We start from the raw sequence: 19,199 nt of genomic DNA on the forward strand, positions 1-19,199 counted from the left end.
AAAAACCCCGACGAGGCGGGGTGGGTATATACAGAGTATAGAAAGAAAATAAAGTATTGCTCGGTTTGGGTCGCCAGAAATGATAGGTAATGCTAAAAACGCTGCTTAATAGTTAACTTTGTGGATGAGCGAGCGCGCTACAATGGCAATCTCTGCCCAATAAGAAGAGCGAAGTATGCGTATCTTTTTGACAATGCTTGCGATAGCGACCGTATTGGCGGGCGGACTATCGGCGCTAGCCTCAAGTGAGGCCTTTGAACCACGACTAGTACGGCTTGAAGCGCAGCGCACACTACCTTCCATTGAAGCTTCGCTGGCTCAAGAGTCGGCCGATCTAAACGCAGTTTTTCTTCACTACGCAAGCGATCAGGCGCTCTGGATGAACGCCCAGTTGGCCATCATGCGTTATGGCGATATCGCCCGTGTTGCGTTACTTGAGTATGCCGCACTGCCTGAGTTTCAGCAGGTGCTGGTGCGTTTCGGCCCCGATGCCGTACTGCCGATTATCTACTATCGCGATAATGATATCGCCACGCTGCGTGCTCAGCATTGGGTGGGTGAGCACTACCAGCAGTTGAGCCGCTGGTGGAATGAGGATGCTGAACAGGCGCAGCGACAGGGCGAGGTAACAGAAGCCTCCGTGTGGAGCCCATATCGGCGGGGACAAATGGGCATTGTCTTACTGGAAGCGGAAGGTCATGGCTTGCTCAATCAGTTTGTGGTGGGTAGCGCGGGCGATGTGCACTGGCTCCAAGGGGAGCGTGTCGTTGCAGGGCTCAGCGATTTCTTTACCAGCGGTCTACGTAATCTGGAAAATCAATGGCGTCGTGATGAGGCGATTGGTGCCGTGGACGTGGGTTGGGCGGGCGTAGACCTTTTATTGATGGCGAGCACCGTTAAGGTTCTGCGGGCAGGGGGTGTTGCGCGAGGCGCACGTCTAAGCAGTGTTGAGGCACAGGGAGCTCGCACTGGATTACGCTCAGGTTTAGCCGCAGGTGGTGGGCGCTTTGCCAGCCTGCCACGTATGGCCAAAGTGGCGGCGGTTGCTGGCACTGCTTATGTGGTGGTTCGCCATCCGTCGCTGGTAAGCGCACTGGGAGCCAATGTGGCGAAATGGCTCAGCTTGCCAGTATGGCTGGGGCAGTTTGTCATCTGGCTGTTGGTGCTGCTGCCGGTTCTTCTGATGGTGCGCTTTGTTTGGCGCTGGGTACTGGTACCTGTTTTATGGCTTCTCATGCCGCTGTTGCGATTTTGCTTTTCAAGGTTTGTGGCCACGACCAATATCAGTGCGCGAAAAAGCAAAGAGATCATCACGCCAGCTTCATAGGCCATGGGCTGACTCCCGATACCCGTGGCATGTTAATCGAAGGCGTGATGGACATGGTGATCACTCAGAGCCCGCCCCGACGGCAATGGAGATCTATTTTTCAGAAAATCTTCCCACTGTGAGTGGGTAGTAATGCGCTAAAAGTCGATCCGGTAGGTGAGTGCCGCGATATTAAAGCGGCGTTTTGCTCCCTTTGCCGGGGATTTCCCGCACTAGGCGTGGCATCAAAAAACCGGGCAAGTGATCACGAAGCTCGGCGATCAGTTCCTTTGCTTCACTATCCGCCACATCAAAATGCGCCGCGCCCTGCACCGGGTCCAATACGTGCAGGTAGTAAGGCAGTATGCCTGCTTCAAACAGGCGCTCGGAGAGAGTGGCCAGCGTCGTCACATTGTCGTTCACGCCGCGCAGCAGCACGCTCTGGTTAAGTAGCGTCACGCCTGTTTGCTTCAAGCGCGTGCAGGCATCTATCACGGCTTGGTCAATTTCGTTGGCATGGTTGATGTGCAAGACGATCACTTTCTGTAGCCGCGTATTGCTTAGCCATGCCAATAAGGCGTCATCAACTCGGTCAGGTATCACCACCGGCAGGCGGGTGTGAACGCGTAGCCGTTTAATGTGCGGAATGCCCTCAAGTTGATCAACCAGCCATGCTAGCTGGCGGTCATTGGCAGCCAGCGGGTCGCCCCCGGAAAGAATCGCCTCATGGATCGACGTATCTGCTCGCAGGTAGTCGAGCGCTTCTTGCCACTGCGCTCGCGAAGGGGCGTTGTCGCTATAGGGAAAGTGACGGCGAAAGCAGTAGCGGCAGTTGATCGCACAGGTCGGGCTGGCAATTAGTAGTACACGGTTAGCGTATTTGTGGATTAACCCTTTTGCCGGTTGATGGCCGCTCTCTTCCAGCGGGTCAGCCACATAGCCTGGGGGCGTAAGCGCCTCTTTATCGACGGGCAGAACCTGGCGTAGCAGTGGATCGTTTAGATCGGCATACGCTATTCTGTTGAGATAAGCATCGGGCACGCACACGTCAAACAGCGCATGCCCCGTCTGTGCGCCTGCTAGCCACTGGCTGCTTAATCCTAGCCGGTCGCACAGCACCTGCGGGTCGCGAATGGCCATAGAAAGTTGCTGTTGCCAAGTCAGGGGCGTCTTAGACGCGGCAATAATGATGTTCTCCTGCAAAAAAGCCCTCCTTCGGGTTATCATGCGACGCACTGATCATAAGCGTGAAGCCGCGGCTTCGCAGACCACGTAGCTAAGAATAGGTAATTGAGAGGCGATATGGCGAACTATTCTACCAATGAATTCAAAGCCGGTTTGAAAGTAATGCTCGACGGCGACCCTTGTTCGATTGTCGAGAACGAGCTGGTCAAGCCAGGTAAAGGGCAGGCGTTTAACCGCGTTAAAATGCGTAACCTGATGACTGGCCGTGTGGGTGAGAAGACGTTCAAATCCGGTGACTCGCTGGAAGGCGCCGATGTCATGGATTTAGAGATGGAATATCTCTACACCGACGGTGACATGTGGCACTTCATGAAGACCGATGGCTCCTTCGAGCAGTATGCCGTGGAAAAGAAAGCCCTAGGCGATACCTCAAAATGGCTTAAAGAGCAGGTGCCTTATACCATTACGTTGTGGGACGACAAGGCTATTTCTGTTACGCCGCCCAACTTCATTGAGCTGGAAGTCGTCGAAACAGACCCTGGCTTGAAGGGCGATACGGCCCAGGGCGGCTCTAAGCCTGCAACGCTTACCTCGGGTGCCGTAGTACGCGTACCGCTGTTTATCAACCGTGGTGAAGTGCTAAAAATTGATACGCGCAGCGGCGATTACGTCTCGCGCGCTTAATCAGTTTTGCTGCCGATGATATGATTTAAAGGCCACGCAACGAGCGTGGCTTTTTTTCGTGCCTTGCCCTAGGAGTCGTAATGGCCATTGATTGGCACCCCACAGCGTCTATCGAAACATTGCGCGAGCGTGCGCGTTTAATGGCCAGCGTGCGGGCATTTTTTGCTGTGCGTAATGTGCTAGAAGTCGAAACGCCGGTGTTAGGGCAGGGCGGCAGCACGGATGTGCATCTGGTCTCACTGAATACTCTGGCACGCACTGACCGAGGGCAGCGCCGTCTCTGGCTGCAAACTTCGCCTGAGTTTCATATGAAGCGACTGCTGGCTGCCGGCAGTGGGGCGATTTTTCAACTAGCCAGAAGTTTTCGCGATGGTGAAGTGGGTGCGCGGCATAATATCGAGTTCACCATGCTTGAGTGGTATCGGCCTCAGTTTTCGCTCAATGAGATGATTGCAGAAACGGCGGCGCTGGTTATAGCTCTGCTGCCAACTGCGCCTGGCGACATTGTGCATTATCGTTACCGCGAGCTGTTTCATACCCACCTGGCGGTCGACCCCTTTACATCGTCGCTGGAAAAACTGCGGGCGTTGGCCTCAGAGCGGGGGCAAATGTCTGCTCATGCCTTGGCCGATGAAGGGCGTGATACCTGTTTGGACTTATTGATGAGCATGGTCATTGAGCCTCAGCTTGGCCAGCAGGAGCTTAGCGTGGTCACCGATTACCCTACCAGCCAAGCGGCGCTGGCTCGCCGCCATCAGGATGCGGATGGCGAGTGGGTGGCGTCTCGCTTTGAGCTTTATGTTAATGGTATTGAGCTGGCCAATGGCTACGATGAGCTAACCGATGCAGAAGAGCAGCGCCTGCGCTTTAATGCTGATAACGCCGAGCGGCGTCGTTTAGGCTTGCCGGAAGTGGATATTGACGAGAACCTGCTGGCCGCGCTTGAGCATGGCATGCCCGAGGGGGCAGGCGTGGCGCTGGGCATCGACCGTCTTATTCAGTTGGCGCTGGGAAAGGCGCGCTTGGAAGACGTACTCGCATTTTCAACACCCCATTGTTAGGGCGGGATACGTCTTATGCCTTGATGCGTTTGAGTAGAAACACCAGCGGCACTGTGGCGATATAGATCAGGCCCATCCACGTAAAAATATCGTTAAAGGCTAGTACCTGGGCCTGCTGTGAGACCCGCTGTACGAGTAAGCCAACGGCCGCGTGGTAGGCATCAGGTACCGACCCGCTGAGCATGGCTTCATACTTGGCGATTTCAGTCACTACCACCTCTCGGCCGGTATCGATGGCCGGAATTAGCTGATTCCAGTGAAAGTCCTCGCGGATATCGCGCACCGTATCAAGCAGTGCAAGCCCCATGGCGCCGCCTAAATTGCGCATCACGTTGAAGAGCCCGCTGGCGTTGCCTACTTCGCTGGGTGGAAGGGTGCCTAGCGCGATTCGCGAGGCCGGAATGATGCACATGATGAGCCCCATGCCGCGCACAATCTGCGGCAAGCAGAACTGCCAGAACCCCGACTCCACGGTGAGATTGCTGTTCATCATGGTGCCCACGCCTACCAGCAGTAAACCGAAAAATAGCATCACGCGCAGGTCTAGATGATTAGTCGCTTGGCCGACGATCGGTGCACACAGGAACATCGTTACCCCGGTGACAAACATGACTTGACCGATCTGTAGGCTTGAGTAGCCGCGTACGTAGCCAAAGAACAGCGGCATGATGTAAACCAGCCCATACAGCGCAATGCCGATAATAAAGCCCATTCCCGCGCCGATCGCGAAGTTGCGGTTGGCGAAAGCGCGCAAGTCGACAATCGGGTGATCGCTTCGCAATGTGCGAGTAAAAAACCACACGCCCGCCAGCAGGCACACCACACTGAAGATGGCGATACGATCACTGGCGAACCAGTCATCGCCTGGGCCCTCTTCAAGGACGAACTCAAGTGATCCTAGAAACACCGCTATCAGGGCCAGGCCGATAAGGTCAAGCTTGCGCGCTAGCGCGTGATTAGGCTTGTCGATATCTAGAAACTTCCATGATGCCCAGCACACCAGTATTCCCGGAATGATATTGGCTAAGAATAGCCAATGCCAGCTCTGGGCTTCAGTGATGTAGCCGCCCACCGTGGGGCCAATTGAAGGCGCCATGGTCACCACCATGCCAATGACTGCCTGTACGCTGCCCATCACCCGGCGAGGAAAGATCGAGAAGCTGACCGCTTGCGTAATGGGAATCATCGCGCCGCCCATGAAGCCCTGAATGGCACGCAGTACGATAAGTTGTTCAATTGAAGTAGCCATGGCGCAGCCAAGGCTTGCCAAGGTGAAGCCCGCGCAGGAAAGGGTGAAGACGACGCGCGTTGAAAGAATCCGCATCAGCATACCCGATAGCGGAATCATCACTATCTCTGCAATCAGATAAGAGGTTTGCACCCAGGATATCTGGTCTGCGCTAGCCGAAAGACCCGACTGGATCTCGTTTAGCGAGCTGGCGACGATCTGAATATCCAAAATCGCCATAAACATGCCAAACACCGCGGCAATGAAACCGACTCGCTGGCGCCAGGATGGCATGTCGCTGACGCCGGTGGACGGGCTTCCTGCTGCCTCGCTCATAAGTCGCGGCGTTCCTGGGGGCTACCCGGGGTGTTTACGTGGGCAACCCCTGTGTCGTTGCCTGGCTCAAGGTTGCGAGTATCGATTTCCGGCACCGCCGAAAGCCCTGCACGCAGTAGATTTAATGCATCTTGTGGGCCGGTAAAGCGAATCTTGACGGGCACGCGCTGCACGATTTTATTGAAGTTGCCGGTAGCGTTATCCTGAGGCAACAGACTGAACTCAGTGCCCGTGGCCGGGGATAGGCTGTCGACCACGCCCTGATATGTGATGTTCGGGTAGGCATCTAAATGAATATTGACCGGCTGACCGACGCGTATCCGCTCAAGCTGGGTTTCCTTAAAATTAGCCGCCACGTAGGCTGATTCAATGGGCACTAGCTGCAGCAGGGTTAGGGATGGCTGAGCCAGCGCGCCGGCCTTCACCTGAAGGTTGCCGATGATGCCCGCCCGCGGCGCGACGATACGCGTTTTGTCGAGCTGATGTTGGGCATAGTCAAAATCGGCGCCTGCAGCATCCAGATTGGCTTCAGCTCGGGTCACGTCGCTTTCGGCCACCTCCAACTGACGCCTGGCCGAGATAACCGCGGCGCGGGTCTGAGCCAGGTTGGCCTCAGCAACCCTGAGCGTGGTTTGATCGTCCTCGTTTTGCTGGCGAGAGCCATAGTTGCTGGCGGCAAGAGAAGACGAGCGCTCAAGGTGCTGGCGAGCTTGGCCGACATCGGCTTCGGCGGCATCTACCTGGGCATTGGCCTGGTCGATAGATGCCTGCTGTAAGGCTATCTGACGCTGTGACTGAACGATTGATGCGGCGGCCACCGCTTGTTGCGCTCTAGCTTGAGCCAACTGGTCGCGATAGCTGGCATCGTCCAGACGTATGAGTAGATCGCCTTGGCTCACCGTTTGGTTGTCATGCACAGCCACTTGCGCGACGCGTGCTGACAGCTCTGCACGCACGGCGACACTATCGGTGCGCACGTAGGCGTTGTCGGTTTCTGCCATGAAACGCCCGGTCTGCCACCAGCCGACGCCCCACCAAATCAGCGCTCCTAGCGCGATTAAGACGATGATGACAGCCAGTATCTTGCCCTTATATTTTTTACCGGTATTAGCTTCTTGCTTGCCATTTTCCGACATGGACACTCCTTAACGATGTCATCCCTAAGAAACGCTATCACCCCGAAAAGACTGCTCAATGACGAGAAGTGACATGCTGAACGCAGGCGGGAAAGGTTGTGAGGATATATAGTGTAATGAATGCTACATTACATGACTAGCGTAAAAAATAACTGTTTAGCGCAGCGTCTGTATAATTAATGCTCTTTTAGCATGCCTCTATATTGGAGTGTGGATGCCTCTCTCAATCATGAAAGACTCGGCCGATGATGCTAACAAAAGCGATGTGATGCTGACGTCGCGCGGGGTGGCGCGTCGTGAACGCTTGCTAGACGCGGCGCGAGATGTGTTTCTCGAGCAGGGCTATGCTGGCGCCAGTGTTAATGAAGTGGTTGCTCGTGCAGGTGGCTCATTGGCAACGCTCTACAAGCAGTTTGGTAATAAAGAGGGGCTGTTTACGGCGGCGATGGAGCGGCATATCGCCACTGCTTGGGCCGTGCTAGAAGAGGGGCGCCGGGATCAGCAGGCCCCCGAGCAGGTGCTTTACGAGCTGGGGCGTCGCATGCTGATGCTGGTATTTGATGCAGGCGTGATTCGTTTGGTGAGAGGGCTAGCATTTGAGGCCGAGCGGGCCCCTGAACTTGGCGAGATGTTCCTGGCCCGCGGCCCTGATCACACACGCCAAGCGCTCGCCTGCTACCTGCGTGATCAGGTTGAAGGTGGCCGCCTAGCGCTTGAAGAGCCCCGTGAGGCTGCCGGTATTTTCATGGGCATGTTGCTTGGCGAGTGGCATATCGACGCCTTACTAGGCCGCGACCTGCAGCTTGACGAGGCAAAGTGTAATGCCCGTGCCCAGCGCTGCGTGGACATATTTCTCGCTGGTGTTGCCCGCCCGCAGGCCTAATGTCGATGGCTATTTCTTGAGGCCTTCAGTAGTGCCCAAGGATTGGCCCATCTGAACCGCCGTGGTTTGAACCGATTCGTCAAAGCTTACGGGCTTGGCAAAGCACATCACCACCGTAGAGCCGAGTTTGAAGCGTCCCATCTCAGCACCTTTGGCTAACGTAATAGATTGGCCAAATTGCATGCGCTGGGGCTGGCCCGACAGCGGCGTGACCTGCCCGGACCAAACGGTTTCAATCGCCGCAACAATCATCGCGCCGACTAAAACCATCGCGAGCGGCCCGTACTCGGTGTCAAAAATACACACCAAGCGTTCATTACGCGCGAATAACCCCGGCACGTAAGTGGCCGTCGCTTGATTCACGGAGAACAGCCTTCCAGGGACATAAATCATTTCCCGCAGCGTGCCGGTTACCGGCATATGTACGCGATGGTAGTCCCGTGGTGAAAGGTAAACGGTGGCAAAGCTGCCGCCGAGAAACTCTTCAGCCAGGGCGGTATCGCCACCCAGCAGCGTCTGAGCCGAGTAAGTGTGGCCCTTGGCCTGGACTAGCTGACCCGCCTGCAGGCGCCCGTATTGCGACAGCGTGCCATCGGCCGGGCTTAGTATGCCTTCGCCCAGCGGGCGTGCATCTGTCTTTAAGGCGCGGGTGAAGAAGTCGTTGAAGGTTGCGTACGCGCTAGGATCGGGCTCTAAGGCTTGGCTCATATCCACATTAAAGCGTTTGATGAACGCTTTAATCAGGTGATTTTTCACCCAGGGGTTGTCGCATTGAGCGAAATGCCCCGTCAGGCGCGAAAGCGCGTGGTGTGGCAGCGGGTATTGAAGTAGCGAAAAAGCTTTTTGGGAAACGGTCACGGTGGTCGGTTCACTTCTCAATCGGTGTGTCGTCGCGGTTGCCCCACTCGCCCCAAGAGCCAGCGTAGCCGCGCATATTAAAGCCCAGTGCTTTGCCTACCAGCCACGTAAAGCTACTGCGATGATGGCTTTGACAGTGGGTCGCCACTTCCATATCCGGCGTTAGGCCCAGAGCGCCCAGCTCAGTGATGAGCTCGGCATAATCACGAATACGCAAAGCGCGATGGCGATCCATGGCCTGCAGCCAATCCATGTTCACCGCTCCCGGTATATGACCCAGGTGCTTGTTGTTGCCCCGCTCGCCGTCATATTCACCTTGCGAGCGAGCATCCCATACGGCGAACTGCCTATCGCCCAGCTTTGACTTGATCTCTTCACACGTAATCAGGGCGTGCGGATTAAGAATGTCAGCCTGGTAGTCGCTGGGCGTTGGCGATTTCGATTCGGTGCTTTCTTCAAGCCCCGCGTCGCGCCAAGCATGAATGCCGCCATTTAGATAGGAGTAGCGGGTATGGCCGATCAGGTCTAGCGTCCACAGAAGGCGTGCTGCCCAGCCGCCACCTTCATCATCGTAAGCCACAACGTGGGTATCGCGTGTCAGGCCTAGAGCACTAAACAGGCGGGACAGCGCTTCAACGCTGGGAACGTCGTTGGGTACCGGTCCTTCGCCACGCATTAAGTAGCGAAAATCGAGAAAAATAGCCCCTGGTACGTGGCCCTGACGATAGCTATCGCCATTAACGGGCACGTCGATAATCAGCAGTTGAGGATCGTTTAAGTGTTCCTGAAGCTGTTCGGGCTCTACGATCAGCGAAAAAAGATTGGCTTCTGACGATGGGCTTTCAGTGCTCATGGGTAACTCCTGTAAACGTTAGCCATCCAGGCTATCAAGGATGCGTCGATAGCTGGCGAAACGGGCGGGATGGATCTTGCCGGCCTCAACGGCTTCGAGTAGCGCGCAGCCGGGCTCGGCGCGGTGACGACAGTCACGAAAGCGGCAATGGCCAATAAAGGCGTGAAACTCAATAAAGCCGTCGGTAACTTCCTGCTCGTTGAGGTGAATCAGGCCAAACTCGCGAATGCCCGGTGAGTCGATTAAATCACCGTCGGCCACTTCTTCACGGCTCATCGTATAAAGGCGCGCTGTCGTGGTGGTATGTGTGCCTTTGCGGGAGTCTTCCGAGAGCGCGCCAATGCGCAGGGTTTCATCTGGCAACAGCAGGTCGATGAGCGATGATTTGCCCACACCACTCTGACCAACAAATACCGATGTGCGTCCCTCAAGCTGGCTGCGCAGCTCATTAAGCCCCGAGTCTGTGGCAGTGGTGGTGCGCACGACCGGATAGCCCAAAGCGCTGTAGCGCTCCAAAAGTTTACCCAGTTCGCCGCCATCCTCGGGCAGTAAGTCCGTTTTGTTGAGGACCAAAACTGGCGCAATGCCGGTAGCTTCGGCAGCGACGAGATAGCGGTCGATTAAATTAGCGTGGGGCGCGGGCTCCACGGCAAACACAATCAGCAGTTGATCAATATTAGCTGCCACCGGTTTCAGCAGGCCTCGGGCATCGGGGCGCTTGAGTACGCTGTCGCGTTCTTCTCGCGCCACCACGACGCCAGAGCCTTCTTGCCCGGCACGCCAGATCACGCGGTCACCGGTGACCAGGCCGTCTAGGTTGGCGCGTAAGTGGCAGCGCACCGGTTCATTATCGCTATTGCGCACCTCTAGGGTACGCCCAAAGTGAGCAACGACTCGGCCCGGTTGTTCGGCACCGTATTCGCCAGCAGAGAGCTTTTCAGCGTCTTGCACATCGCGCTTCTCAGCACGTTGGGCGCGTTCTGCCTGAACCTTGTCGACTCGCCACTGCTGCTGGCGACTTAATTTGCGTTTGCTCATGTCCACCTGATGCTGAGTACAATAGCGGCCATTGTACCTATCAAGTAGCCAAGCTGTCCTGCATGGGCTGCTTGGCAATGCGATTTAAGGCACTATTCTGATTTTAAACTGACTTTACGCCATAATTGCATGCTGATAACGGCTATTTTGGCAAAGGGATGAACCCAATGAGTAATGATACGACTGAGACCGCCGTGCCCCGCGATGACCTATTGATATGGATTGACCTGGAAATGACCGGTTTAGATCCTAACAAAGAGCGCATTATTGAAGTGGCTACGCTGATTACCGATGCGGATTTGAACGTGGTGGCAGAAGGGCCTGTTATGGCCGTAAAGCAGCCCGACAGCCTGCTAGCGAAAATGGATGATTGGAATCAGAAGACTCACGGTGCATCGGGTTTGGTCGCTCGGGTGAAAGCCAGTCAAGTGGCAACTGCAGACGCTGAGCAGCAAACTTTGGCATTTTTAAAACACTACGCCGTGGCGGGGTCGTCACCGATGTGTGGCAATAGTATCCATCAGGATCGGCGTTTTTTAGAGCGTGAAATGCCTGAGCTGCTCAACTTTTTTCACTATCGCAATCTGGATGTATCGACGTTGAAAGAAGTGGCTAAACGCTGGAATCCAGGCGCCTTGGCGGGCTTTAGTAAGCGCAACGTGCACCTGGCAATGGACGATATTAAAGAGTCTATTGCTGAGCTGGCCCACTATCGCACGACCTTCTTACGCGTTGATCAGCGCCGCGACGAAAAAGAGTAGCCATTTAGGCGGTGGCAATCAGCTCGCCACGCTTGATGTGCTGTTCCTCCAGTGCCCAGGCAACGTGCTCGCGCACGAGCGCACTGGGAAAGCCACGCCGCGCCCATAAGGCTGTCTCAACGGCGTCACTCCAGGGTGCGTTGCCTAAGCCAATAGCGATATTACGCAGCCAGCGTTCGTAGCCAATGCGCCGGATGGGGCTGCCCGCGGTTTTGTCCAGGAACTCCGCTTCGCCCCAGGCGAACAGGCTGATCAGCGTTGCGCGGTCTAAATCATGGCGCGGTGCAAAGTCATCTTCTTGGGTAATGCGAGTGAAGCGAGTAAAAGGGCAGACTAGCTGGCAGTCGTCACAGCCATAAATCCGGTTGCCCATGGCGCGGCGAAACTCCACTGGAATCGCGTCATGCAGTTCAATAGTGAGATATGAGATGCACTTGCGTGAGTCGACCACTTTGTCGTCAACGATGGCGCCGGTGGGGCAGGCGGTACGACAGGTGCTGCAACTGCCGCAGTGCTCATGCTCAAAGGGGGCGTCAATAGGCAGCGGTAGATCGGTATACAGTTCGCCAAGAAAGAACAGCGAGCCTGCTTTGGGATTGAGCAGCATGGCATTTTTGCCAAACCAGCCCAGTCCGGCTTTTTGGGCCAAAGCGCGCTCCATGACTGGCGCTGAATCAACAAACGCGCGGTAGCCGAACGCGCCGACTTCCTGCTCAATTTTTTTTGCTAATAGGGCTAACCGTTTACGGATTAGCTTGTGATAATCACGCCCCAGCGCGTAACGCGATACGTAGGCTTTGCTGGGCTGGCCAAGCACCTTGGTGGTTTCTACCTCAGGGGGTAGGTAATCCATTCGGACGCAGATAATGCGCTGGGTGCCAGGTTCTAGCTGTGCAGGTCGCGTGCGTTTGGTGCCGTGTTTGGCCATAAAGCCCATGTCGCCGTGATAGCCTTTTTCTAGCCATGCGTCGAGATGCGCCTCGTGGGCAGACAGTTCAGTATCGGTGATGCCGACTTGCTGAAAGCCGAGCTCCTGCCCCCAGGTCTTTATCAGGTCGGCAAGGCGAGCAAGCTTTTCGTCAGTCAGTGCATCGCTAGAACGTTTAACGGCAGTGGAATCCGGCATAGTTAGTCAATAAATAGTGAATCAAATAGAGAGTGAGTTAAATAATATAGTCAGGTCGTCGTCAGTCTAGTAACGCAAGTTCAGCCGTCGCCAGCAAAGCGGCCGTCAGTCTACGGCAAGGCTATAAGCGCGCTATGCTAACGCATTGGCAGCCATCAAAATACGTGAAAGGAGAGATCGTGACGGTCCCGAATACTTCCATGCTACGCCCTCTATATAAAGCCGCCCAGGTGCGCGAGCTTGATCGACGTACGATTGCCGGCGGTATTGATGGCTTTGCGTTAATGCAACGCGCTGCATCCAGTGCTTGGCATTGTTTCCGCTCACGCTGGCCGCAAGCGCGCAGTTTAACGGTGGTGTGTGGCCATGGTAATAACGGCGGCGATGGTCACGTGCTCGCGGCGCTGGGCATGCAGTCCGGCTTAAAGGTTCAGCGGATAACGCTTAAGCCTCTTGATGAACTGAGCGGTAGCGCGGCCCGCGCGGCAGAGCTGGCAACTTCGGCGGGTGTTGGCTGCGAAGAGTGGCATGCGGGCATTGTGTTAACGGGCGAAGTGATCATTGATGCGTTGCTGGGGACCGGTTTGAATGGCGCAGTAGAAGGGCGTTTCAAGCGTGTCATTGAAATGATCAATGCCGCTGGTCGACCGGTACTGGCGATTGATATTCCCTCTGGGCTGGTAGCCGATACCGGTGCTATGCCCGGTGTCGCTGTTAATGCTGCCTGCACGGTGACTTTTATCGGCGATAAGGTCGGTTTACACACGGGCGATGCGCCGGCCTGCACCGGCGAGATTGATTTTCGCTCACTGGGTGTTAAAGCCCAGGCATATTTTGATATTCCCCCCACCGCTTGGCGGCTGGATGAATCCCTTTTAGCAGGCGCTTTTACACCGCGCCTGCGCACTAGTCATAAAGGCACAATGGGCCACGTGCTGGTGATGGGGGGCGCGCCAGGGTTTGGTGGGGCCGCTTTGTTGGCGTGTCAGGCGGCTGCGCGCATGGGGGCGGGGAAAGTAAGTTTGGCAACGGCGCCCGAACATATCTCTGCCAGCCTGGTGCGCTGCCCTGAAGTGATGGCGCATGGGGTGCGCGGTGGTGCTGAGGCCGGCGAGTTGCCCCACAATGCGGATGTTGTCGTTGTGGGGCCCGGGCTTGGGCAGGCGGCCTGGGGGCAGGCCGTGCTACAAAGCGCATTGCAAGCGGATGCGCCGCTGGTCATCGATGCCGACGCTTTGAATCTTTTGGCGCGCCAGTGGCCTGATGTGCGTAGGGATAACTGGATTTTGACGCCGCATCCCGGCGAAGCCGCAAGGCTGCTGGGATGTACAGTGGCCGATATCCAGGCTGATCGGCCCGCCGCTGTTCAGGCGCTGCAGCGAGCACGCGGCGGCGTGGTGATATTAAAAGGCGCAGGCAGCTTAATCGCCGGCCCTGCGGGGCTAGTCGTTTGCCCGTATGGCAATCCAGGCATGGCCAGCGGTGGAATGGGCGATGTGCTAAGCGGCATGCTGGGCGGGCTGATTGCCCAGCGTGGCGAGGTTGAGTTCAGCGCTTGGCTTGGCACGATGGTGCATGCGTTAGCCGCTGATCGTGCGGCTGAGCAAGAAGGCGAGCGTGGCCTGCTGGCCAGCGATCTGGCATCCTATGCGCGAAAATTGATTAATCCTTGAAGGCAGCCCACATGCAGGTGCAATTAGACAATGAAGATGCCCAGGTTTCTTTTGGCGAAGCGCTAGGGCATGCTTTGCAAGGCCGCGGGCTGGTATATCTTGAAGGTGAGTTAGGCGCCGGTAAAACGACGCTATCACGCGGCATTTTGCGTGCTTATGGTTATCTAGGGGCCGTAAAAAGCCCTACCTATACGCTTGTAGAGCCTTACGAGATAGGATCTCAGCGGGTGTATCATCTGGATTTGTATAGACTGTCTGATCCAGAGGAGCTTGAATTTATCGGTGGTCGCGATGTGCTGGCCGACGATGCCCTTAGTATTGTCGAGTGGCCCAGTCGTGGCGAAGGGTGGTTGCCTGCACCTGATCTTCGCTTAGCGCTAGAGGTAGCTGCTCACGGGCGTTTGGCCGCATTAACGGCGTGCAGTGATAAAGGTAGGCTTGTGCTGGCATTATTACAAAGCCAAGTGAGTGAAATAAGTCAGGTTCGTTCCGACCAGCTGGAGAATGGTGTGATTCAATGGAAATGAAGGGCGCAGTAGCGCGCGCATGCCGTCTGCTGGCCACGGGGCTTTTTACCTTAGTGGCTGTCAATGTCCAGGCGGCCACCGTGGAGAGTATGCGTTTATGGGCGGCACCTGATCATGCGCGCCTAGTGTTTGATTTGTCGGCTGCTGCGAATGCCAATGTCTTCTCGTTGGAAAATCCCGCGCGGTTAGTGATCGATTTAGACGATACGCAAATGGATACTGATCCCAGTACGCTGCCGCTTCATGACAGTGCCATCACATCAGTGCGTTCAGGGCTGCGCGACGGTGGTGGCTTGCGGGTAGTGCTTGAGCTTAATCGCGAGATAGAGCCGCGCCACTTCACTCTAACGCCGAACGATCAATACGGACATCGTCTTGTTGTTGACCTTGAGTATCCTGGTGAGAGTGCCGTTGAAAACCCCATTGACCCGATTGAAGCAATGATTCGGGATCAGGAAATTCAGTCTTCTCAGCGTGCGATCGCTCAGCAGCAGGTGCCGGGTGTCGTATCGCCGCCTGTGCCAAGCCCGCCGACAGAAGTGCAGGAAGCCAGGCCGCATCCGCGTCGAGATATTATTATTGCAGTCGATGCAGGGCACGGCGGCGAAGATCCAGGCGCCATTGGTCCTTCAGGTACCCGTGAAAAAGACGTCGTGCTTGAAATTGCCCGGCGCTTAGCCGCTGAAGTGAATAGCACCGAAGGGTTCAAGGCGGTACTGACACGCGACGGTGATTACTACATAGGCCTGCGTCAGCGTACAGCGCTGGCTCGCGAGCAAAAAGCCGATTTCTTTGTTTCCGTGCATGCCGATGCCTTCACCAGTCCGCGTCCTCAAGGCAGCTCGGTGTATGCGCTTTCTCAACGCGGGGCAACCTCGGAAACCGCGCAGTGGCTGGCCGATAGCGAAAACCGTTCTGATCTTATCGGCGGCGTTGATGGCAGTCTTTCGTTGCGTGATAAGGACCAAGTGCTGCGTGGCGTACTGCTAGATTTGACCATGACGGCCACGTTGAACGATTCGTTATCTATCGGTGGACAGGTGCTGGAACAGCTTGGCCGAGTCAATCAACTGCATAAAACACGCGTCGAGCAGGCCGGGTTTATGGTGCTCAAATCGCCGGATATTCCGTCACTATTGATTGAAGTTGGCTTTATTTCCAACCCTGATGAAGAGCGTCGCTTACGTGACCCAGTGCATCAAACGGGGCTGTCACAGGCTATTTTTGGCGGCTTGCGCGAGCATTTTGAGCGCTACCCGCCGCCCGCCAGCTTGCTTTCTTGGCAGCGTGATAACCAGCGCCGGCCTTCAGGTAATGAGTACCGCATTCAGTCTGGCGATACGCTGTCGGCGATTGCCATACGCCACGGAGTGCCAGTGGGCCAGCTTCGCCAAGCCAATGACTTAAACGGTGACGCCATTCGCGTTGGCCAAGTACTACAGATTCCCAGCTCATGAGGTGCTGTTTATGAGGTGCTGTGTTGACTGATATAACCGCTACCGCATCGCGTATTCATGTGCTCGATCCGCGCTTGGCCAACCAGATTGCGGCTGGCGAGGTCGTTGAGCGCCCTGCATCGGTAACCAAAGAGCTGATAGAAAACGCCATTGATGCTGGCAGCCAGCGTATTGATGTCGATATTGAGCAAGGGGGTACGCGGCTCATCAAGGTGCGTGACGATGGTATCGGCATCGGTGAGCAGGATTTGCCGCTGGCCTTGGCGCGCCACGCGACCAGTAAAATCGGTAGCCTGGAAGACTTGGAGGGCGTTAGCTCGTTAGGTTTTCGGGGTGAGGCGTTGGCGTCTATCAGCTCGGTTTCACGCTTAGAGCTGATCTCTAACGCTGAGGATGACCCTCGCCATGGTTGGCGAGTGGTGGCAGAGGGGCGTGGGATGGAGGCTAGAGTTACTCCAGCGCCGCATCCCCGTGGCACTAGTGTTGGTGTGCGCGATTTGTTTTTTAACACGCCTGCCAGGCGTAAATTCTTGCGTACCGAAAAGACAGAATTTGCTCACGTAGAAGAGGCGTTTCGCCGACAGGCGCTGTCGCGTTACGACATCACGTGGGTGCTGCGGCACAATCAGAAAGTCATTCATCAGTTGCCTTCGGGGCACTCTGTCGCAGCCCGGGAGCGTCGAATTGCGTCGCTGCTAGGTAAGAACTTTATTGAGCATGCTCGTTATATTGAACGCGAGGCGGGCGGTCTGCGGTTAAGTGGCTGGGTGGGGCTGCCTACTCATTCACGCTCGCAGGCCGATCAGCAATACTTTTTTGTGAATGGGCGTGTGGTCCGCGACCGGCTAGTCGCACATGCGGTGCGCCAAGCTTACCGTGATGTGCTGTTTAATGGCCGTCACCCGGTGTTTGTACTCTATCTTGAGCTTGATCCTGACGTTGTCGATGTCAACGTTCATCCGACCAAGCATGAAGTACGCTTTCGTGATGGCCGTATGGTGCACGATTTTCTGTATTCGAGTCTGCACCATTGCCTGGCGTCTTCTAAGCCCGCGGCTGATCATGATGCCGACGGCAATGAGGCGAATGAGAGCGATGGCGGTCATCAGCAAGAGGGCATAGCGGAAAACGCTGAGCAGCCGCGCTGGCAGCAGCAGGGGATTGCGCTTACCCACTCGCCGGATCGTCATCCGGGCGCTGAGCGCGTGCGCCGCTTTATGCAGGGCTATCAGGCCCTTCACCCCAATCATGAAGAAACGCTGTTGACCCCGCAGTCCGGCGGCCCGACTGATCTAAGCGCTAGCGCAATGGGCGGCAGTCATGGTGCTAGCGAAGTGCGAGAAGTGCCGCTGGCAATGCCGGCTGACGATCCGACAGCGCCGCCGCCGCTTGGTTTTGCGCTAGGCCAGCTGCACGGTATTTATATTTTGGCGCAGAATGCGCAGGGGCTCGTGCTGGTGGATATGCACGCTGCTCATGAGCGCATTGTTTACGAGCGCATGAAAACACAGCTGGCAGCCGCGAAAGGCTTAGATGCTCAGCCGCTGCTGGTACCTGTTTCTATTGCTGCCAGTGGGGCGGAGGTGGCGACGGCCGAGAGCGAGCAGGAGGCGATTGCCAAGCTGGGTATTGAACTTGATATTGCCGGGCCAGAGACGCTGCTGGTTCGTCAGATGCCAGCGCTACTGGCGCAGGCTGATCCTGAAGCGCTGGTGCGTCAGATGCTGGAGGAGCTCGCCCGCTATGGCCGTACTCACCAGGTTGAGGCACGGCTGCATGAGCTGCTTTCCACGATGGCCTGTCACGGTAGCGTGCGCGCCAATCGGCGGCTTACTCTTGATGAAATGAATGGATTGCTGCGCGATATGGAGCGCACCGAGCGCAGCGACCAGTGTAACCACGGCCGCCCCACCTGGACGCAAATGGGCCTAAAGGCGCTTGATCGTTTATTTCTACGTGGTCAGTAGCCGCTACTCGCTTGGCCAGCGATGGTTTGTTCAACAGGCGCTAAGGCGCCTTTTTTAATCGGGAGTTTCAACTGCGCATGGCTGATACGCGCCCTTGGGCGATTTTTTTGATGGGCCCTACGGCTGCGGGTAAAACCGATGCCGCTATAGCGTTGCATGAGCGCTTAGGGCACGAGCTCATTAGCGTTGATTCAGCCATGGTTTACCGCGGCATGGATGTTGGCAGCGCAAAGCCGAGTGCTGCAGAGCTTGCCCGTGCGCCCCATCGCTTGATTGATATTCGTGACCCCGCAGAGCCTTATTCGGCCGCTGATTTTCGTGAAGATGCGCTGGCGCACATGCGACAAATTAGCGCGGCTGGCAAGGTGCCTCTGCTGGTGGGCGGCACCATGCTGTATTTCAAGCGACTGATTGAGGGCGTTGCCAATCTTCCCTCAGCGGATTCGTTGATCCGTCAGCAGCTTGAGGATCAGTGCCAGGCGGAGGGGCTTTTGGCGCTCCATAAGCGCTTATCACAGGTTGATGCGCTATCCGCTGAGCGCATTCATCCTAATGATCCTCAGCGCATCATGCGTGCCTTGGAGGTTTATTACGCCAGCGGACGGCCTATGAGTGAGCTTTGGGCCGAGCAGCAGTCGGAAACCTTTCCATGGCGGGTGCTGTCGATAGCATTAGCGCCTAACGATCGCAGCTTCTTGCACCGGCGTATCGAGCAGCGCTTTGAACTAATGTTGGGTGAAGGCTTGATAAATGAAGTCGCCGCCCTCAGAAAGCGTAATGACTTACATTCAGGCCTGCCTGCAATGAAAAGCGTTGGCTATCGCCAGGTCTGGGAATATCTGGATGGCGAGTACGATTATGCCACTCTCGTTGAGCGGGGTGTCATAGCAACGCGCCAGCTTGCTAAGCGTCAATTGACGTGGCTAAGAAGCTGGCCAGAGTTAACGTGGATAGATTCGCAGCGTGATGACTTGATGGATAAGGTGCTGAAAATCGTGCGTGAAAGCAGTGCTTAGCGTAAGATGGTGATCTAGTGAATGTGTGTTTTCGAGCGGCCAGTTGGCTTGGCCTTTCGGGCAACAAGATTGCGGCGTAGCACCAGTAGGGCGCGCCATTGATA

17 protein-coding genes are annotated in these 19,199 nt (G+C 56.1%); 10 read left to right on the plus strand and 7 right to left on the minus strand.

Features of this window, described 5'->3' with window-relative positions; all coding sequences use genetic code 11:
• Positions 1 to 175 precede the first annotated feature (175 nt).
• Positions 176 to 1,327, plus strand: coding sequence for a hypothetical protein (locus ACT3TF_RS05290; protein WP_444671728.1), 1,152 nt, complete (start codon positions 176 to 178; stop codon positions 1,325 to 1,327).
• 171 nt (positions 1,328 to 1,498) lie between these two features.
• On the opposite strand, the gene epmB is transcribed toward ACT3TF_RS05290, so the two are convergent.
• Entirely contained in the window at positions 1,499 to 2,509 is a 1,011-nt protein-coding gene (gene epmB / locus ACT3TF_RS05295) for an EF-P beta-lysylation protein EpmB (RefSeq protein ID WP_225734264.1), read from the minus strand.
• Between the two features lie 99 nt (positions 2,510 to 2,608).
• Between epmB and efp the strand changes: the two genes are divergently transcribed.
• Positions 2,609 to 3,175 (plus strand): elongation factor P, encoded by a 567-nt coding sequence (efp, locus tag ACT3TF_RS05300; RefSeq protein WP_096280910.1) that lies wholly within the window; start codon positions 2,609 to 2,611, stop codon positions 3,173 to 3,175.
• Between the two features lie 80 nt (positions 3,176 to 3,255).
• Positions 3,256 to 4,236: an EF-P lysine aminoacylase EpmA gene (gene epmA, locus ACT3TF_RS05305; protein WP_444671729.1), complete on the plus strand. Its 981-nt coding sequence runs from the start codon at positions 3,256 to 3,258 to the stop codon at positions 4,234 to 4,236.
• 13 nt (positions 4,237 to 4,249) lie between these two features.
• Here epmA and ACT3TF_RS05310 read toward each other — a convergent pair whose 3' ends face one another.
• Together ACT3TF_RS05310 and ACT3TF_RS05315 are read right to left on the minus strand one after the other, a co-directional pair.
• Positions 4,250 to 5,800, minus strand: coding sequence for a DHA2 family efflux MFS transporter permease subunit (locus ACT3TF_RS05310; protein WP_444671730.1), 1,551 nt, complete (start codon positions 5,798 to 5,800; stop codon positions 4,250 to 4,252).
• Entirely contained in the window at positions 5,797 to 6,936 is a 1,140-nt protein-coding gene (locus tag ACT3TF_RS05315; RefSeq protein WP_444671731.1) for an HlyD family secretion protein, read from the minus strand. The genes ACT3TF_RS05310 and ACT3TF_RS05315 overlap by 4 nt, the downstream gene beginning before the upstream one ends.
• Positions 6,937 to 7,150: 214 nt before the next feature.
• Between ACT3TF_RS05315 and ACT3TF_RS05320 the strand changes: the two genes are divergently transcribed.
• Positions 7,151 to 7,819 carry a TetR/AcrR family transcriptional regulator gene (locus ACT3TF_RS05320; protein ID WP_193062476.1) on the plus strand — a complete coding sequence of 223 codons (669 nt, stop codon included), beginning with the start codon at positions 7,151 to 7,153 and terminating at the stop codon, positions 7,817 to 7,819.
• Between the two features lie 9 nt (positions 7,820 to 7,828).
• Here the strand turns inward: ACT3TF_RS05320 and asd are convergent, their stop codons facing one another.
• The 3 genes from asd to rsgA are packed head-to-tail and all read right to left on the minus strand — an operon-like array spanning position 7,829 to position 10,568.
• Positions 7,829 to 8,677 (minus strand): archaetidylserine decarboxylase, encoded by an 849-nt coding sequence (gene asd / locus ACT3TF_RS05325; RefSeq protein ID WP_444671732.1) that lies wholly within the window; start codon positions 8,675 to 8,677, stop codon positions 7,829 to 7,831.
• Positions 8,678 to 8,687: 10 nt separating this feature from the next.
• On the minus strand, positions 8,688 to 9,530 hold the full coding sequence (locus ACT3TF_RS05330; protein ID WP_444671733.1) for a sulfurtransferase: 843 nt from the start codon (positions 9,528 to 9,530) through the stop codon (positions 8,688 to 8,690).
• 18 nt (positions 9,531 to 9,548) lie between these two features.
• Positions 9,549 to 10,568 (minus strand): small ribosomal subunit biogenesis GTPase RsgA, encoded by a 1,020-nt coding sequence (rsgA, locus tag ACT3TF_RS05335; RefSeq protein ID WP_096280891.1) that lies wholly within the window; start codon positions 10,566 to 10,568, stop codon positions 9,549 to 9,551.
• A gap of 167 nt (positions 10,569 to 10,735) precedes the next feature.
• On the opposite strand from rsgA, the gene orn reads away from it, so the two are divergent.
• A complete protein-coding gene (gene orn, locus ACT3TF_RS05340) occupies positions 10,736 to 11,329 on the plus strand; it encodes an oligoribonuclease (RefSeq protein ID WP_193062478.1) in 594 nt (197 codons plus the stop codon).
• 4 nt (positions 11,330 to 11,333) lie between these two features.
• Here orn and queG read toward each other — a convergent pair whose 3' ends face one another.
• Positions 11,334 to 12,455 (minus strand): tRNA epoxyqueuosine(34) reductase QueG, encoded by a 1,122-nt coding sequence (gene queG / locus ACT3TF_RS05345; protein WP_444671734.1) that lies wholly within the window; start codon positions 12,453 to 12,455, stop codon positions 11,334 to 11,336.
• A 200-nt stretch (positions 12,456 to 12,655) separates the two neighbouring features.
• Here queG and ACT3TF_RS05350 point away from each other — a divergent pair, with 200 nt between their 5' ends.
• The 5 genes from ACT3TF_RS05350 (at position 12,656) to miaA (ending at position 19,095) form a co-directional block, all read left to right on the plus strand.
• On the plus strand, positions 12,656 to 14,128 hold the full coding sequence (locus ACT3TF_RS05350) for an NAD(P)H-hydrate dehydratase (RefSeq protein ID WP_441685988.1): 1,473 nt from the start codon (positions 12,656 to 12,658) through the stop codon (positions 14,126 to 14,128).
• An 11-nt stretch (positions 14,129 to 14,139) separates the two neighbouring features.
• Positions 14,140 to 14,655: a tRNA (adenosine(37)-N6)-threonylcarbamoyltransferase complex ATPase subunit type 1 TsaE gene (tsaE, locus tag ACT3TF_RS05355; RefSeq protein WP_193062482.1), complete on the plus strand. Its 516-nt coding sequence runs from the start codon at positions 14,140 to 14,142 to the stop codon at positions 14,653 to 14,655.
• On the plus strand, positions 14,646 to 16,112 hold the full coding sequence (locus ACT3TF_RS05360; RefSeq protein WP_193062484.1) for an N-acetylmuramoyl-L-alanine amidase: 1,467 nt from the start codon (positions 14,646 to 14,648) through the stop codon (positions 16,110 to 16,112). The genes tsaE and ACT3TF_RS05360 overlap by 10 nt, the downstream gene beginning before the upstream one ends.
• A 32-nt stretch (positions 16,113 to 16,144) precedes the next feature.
• Positions 16,145 to 18,079 carry a DNA mismatch repair endonuclease MutL gene (gene mutL / locus ACT3TF_RS05365; RefSeq protein ID WP_444671772.1) on the plus strand — a complete coding sequence of 645 codons (1,935 nt, stop codon included), beginning with the start codon at positions 16,145 to 16,147 and terminating at the stop codon, positions 18,077 to 18,079.
• 77 nt (positions 18,080 to 18,156) lie between these two features.
• A complete protein-coding gene (gene miaA, locus ACT3TF_RS05370) occupies positions 18,157 to 19,095 on the plus strand; it encodes a tRNA (adenosine(37)-N6)-dimethylallyltransferase MiaA (RefSeq protein WP_444671735.1) in 939 nt (312 codons plus the stop codon).
• Positions 19,096 to 19,199 lie beyond the last annotated feature (104 nt).

This window comes from Halomonas sp. AOP25-F1-15, assembly GCF_052378675.1.
Taxonomy (GTDB): Bacteria; Pseudomonadota; Gammaproteobacteria; order Pseudomonadales; family Halomonadaceae; genus Vreelandella; species Vreelandella casei.

Coding starts and splice junctions, on each gene's coding strand:
- ACT3TF_RS05290 (WP_444671728.1), top strand. CDS start 176: ATGCGTATCTTTTTGACAATGCTTGCGATAGCGACCGTATTGGCGGGC.
- efp (WP_096280910.1), top strand. CDS start 2,609: ATGGCGAACTATTCTACCAATGAATTCAAAGCCGGTTTGAAAGTAATG.
- epmA (WP_444671729.1), top strand. CDS start 3,256: ATGGCCATTGATTGGCACCCCACAGCGTCTATCGAAACATTGCGCGAG.
- ACT3TF_RS05310 (WP_444671730.1), bottom strand. CDS start 5,800: ATGAGCGAGGCAGCAGGAAGCCCGTCCACCGGCGTCAGCGACATGCCA.
- ACT3TF_RS05315 (WP_444671731.1), bottom strand. CDS start 6,936: ATGTCGGAAAATGGCAAGCAAGAAGCTAATACCGGTAAAAAATATAAG.
- ACT3TF_RS05320 (WP_193062476.1), top strand. CDS start 7,151: ATGCCTCTCTCAATCATGAAAGACTCGGCCGATGATGCTAACAAAAGC.
- ACT3TF_RS05330 (WP_444671733.1), bottom strand. CDS start 9,530: ATGAGCACTGAAAGCCCATCGTCAGAAGCCAATCTTTTTTCGCTGATC.
- rsgA (WP_096280891.1), bottom strand. CDS start 10,568: ATGAGCAAACGCAAATTAAGTCGCCAGCAGCAGTGGCGAGTCGACAAG.
- orn (WP_193062478.1), top strand. CDS start 10,736: ATGAGTAATGATACGACTGAGACCGCCGTGCCCCGCGATGACCTATTG.
- queG (WP_444671734.1), bottom strand. CDS start 12,455: ATGCCGGATTCCACTGCCGTTAAACGTTCTAGCGATGCACTGACTGAC.
- ACT3TF_RS05350 (WP_441685988.1), top strand. CDS start 12,656: ATGCTACGCCCTCTATATAAAGCCGCCCAGGTGCGCGAGCTTGATCGA.
- tsaE (WP_193062482.1), top strand. CDS start 14,140: ATGCAGGTGCAATTAGACAATGAAGATGCCCAGGTTTCTTTTGGCGAA.
- ACT3TF_RS05360 (WP_193062484.1), top strand. CDS start 14,646: ATGGAAATGAAGGGCGCAGTAGCGCGCGCATGCCGTCTGCTGGCCACG.
- miaA (WP_444671735.1), top strand. CDS start 18,157: ATGGCTGATACGCGCCCTTGGGCGATTTTTTTGATGGGCCCTACGGCT.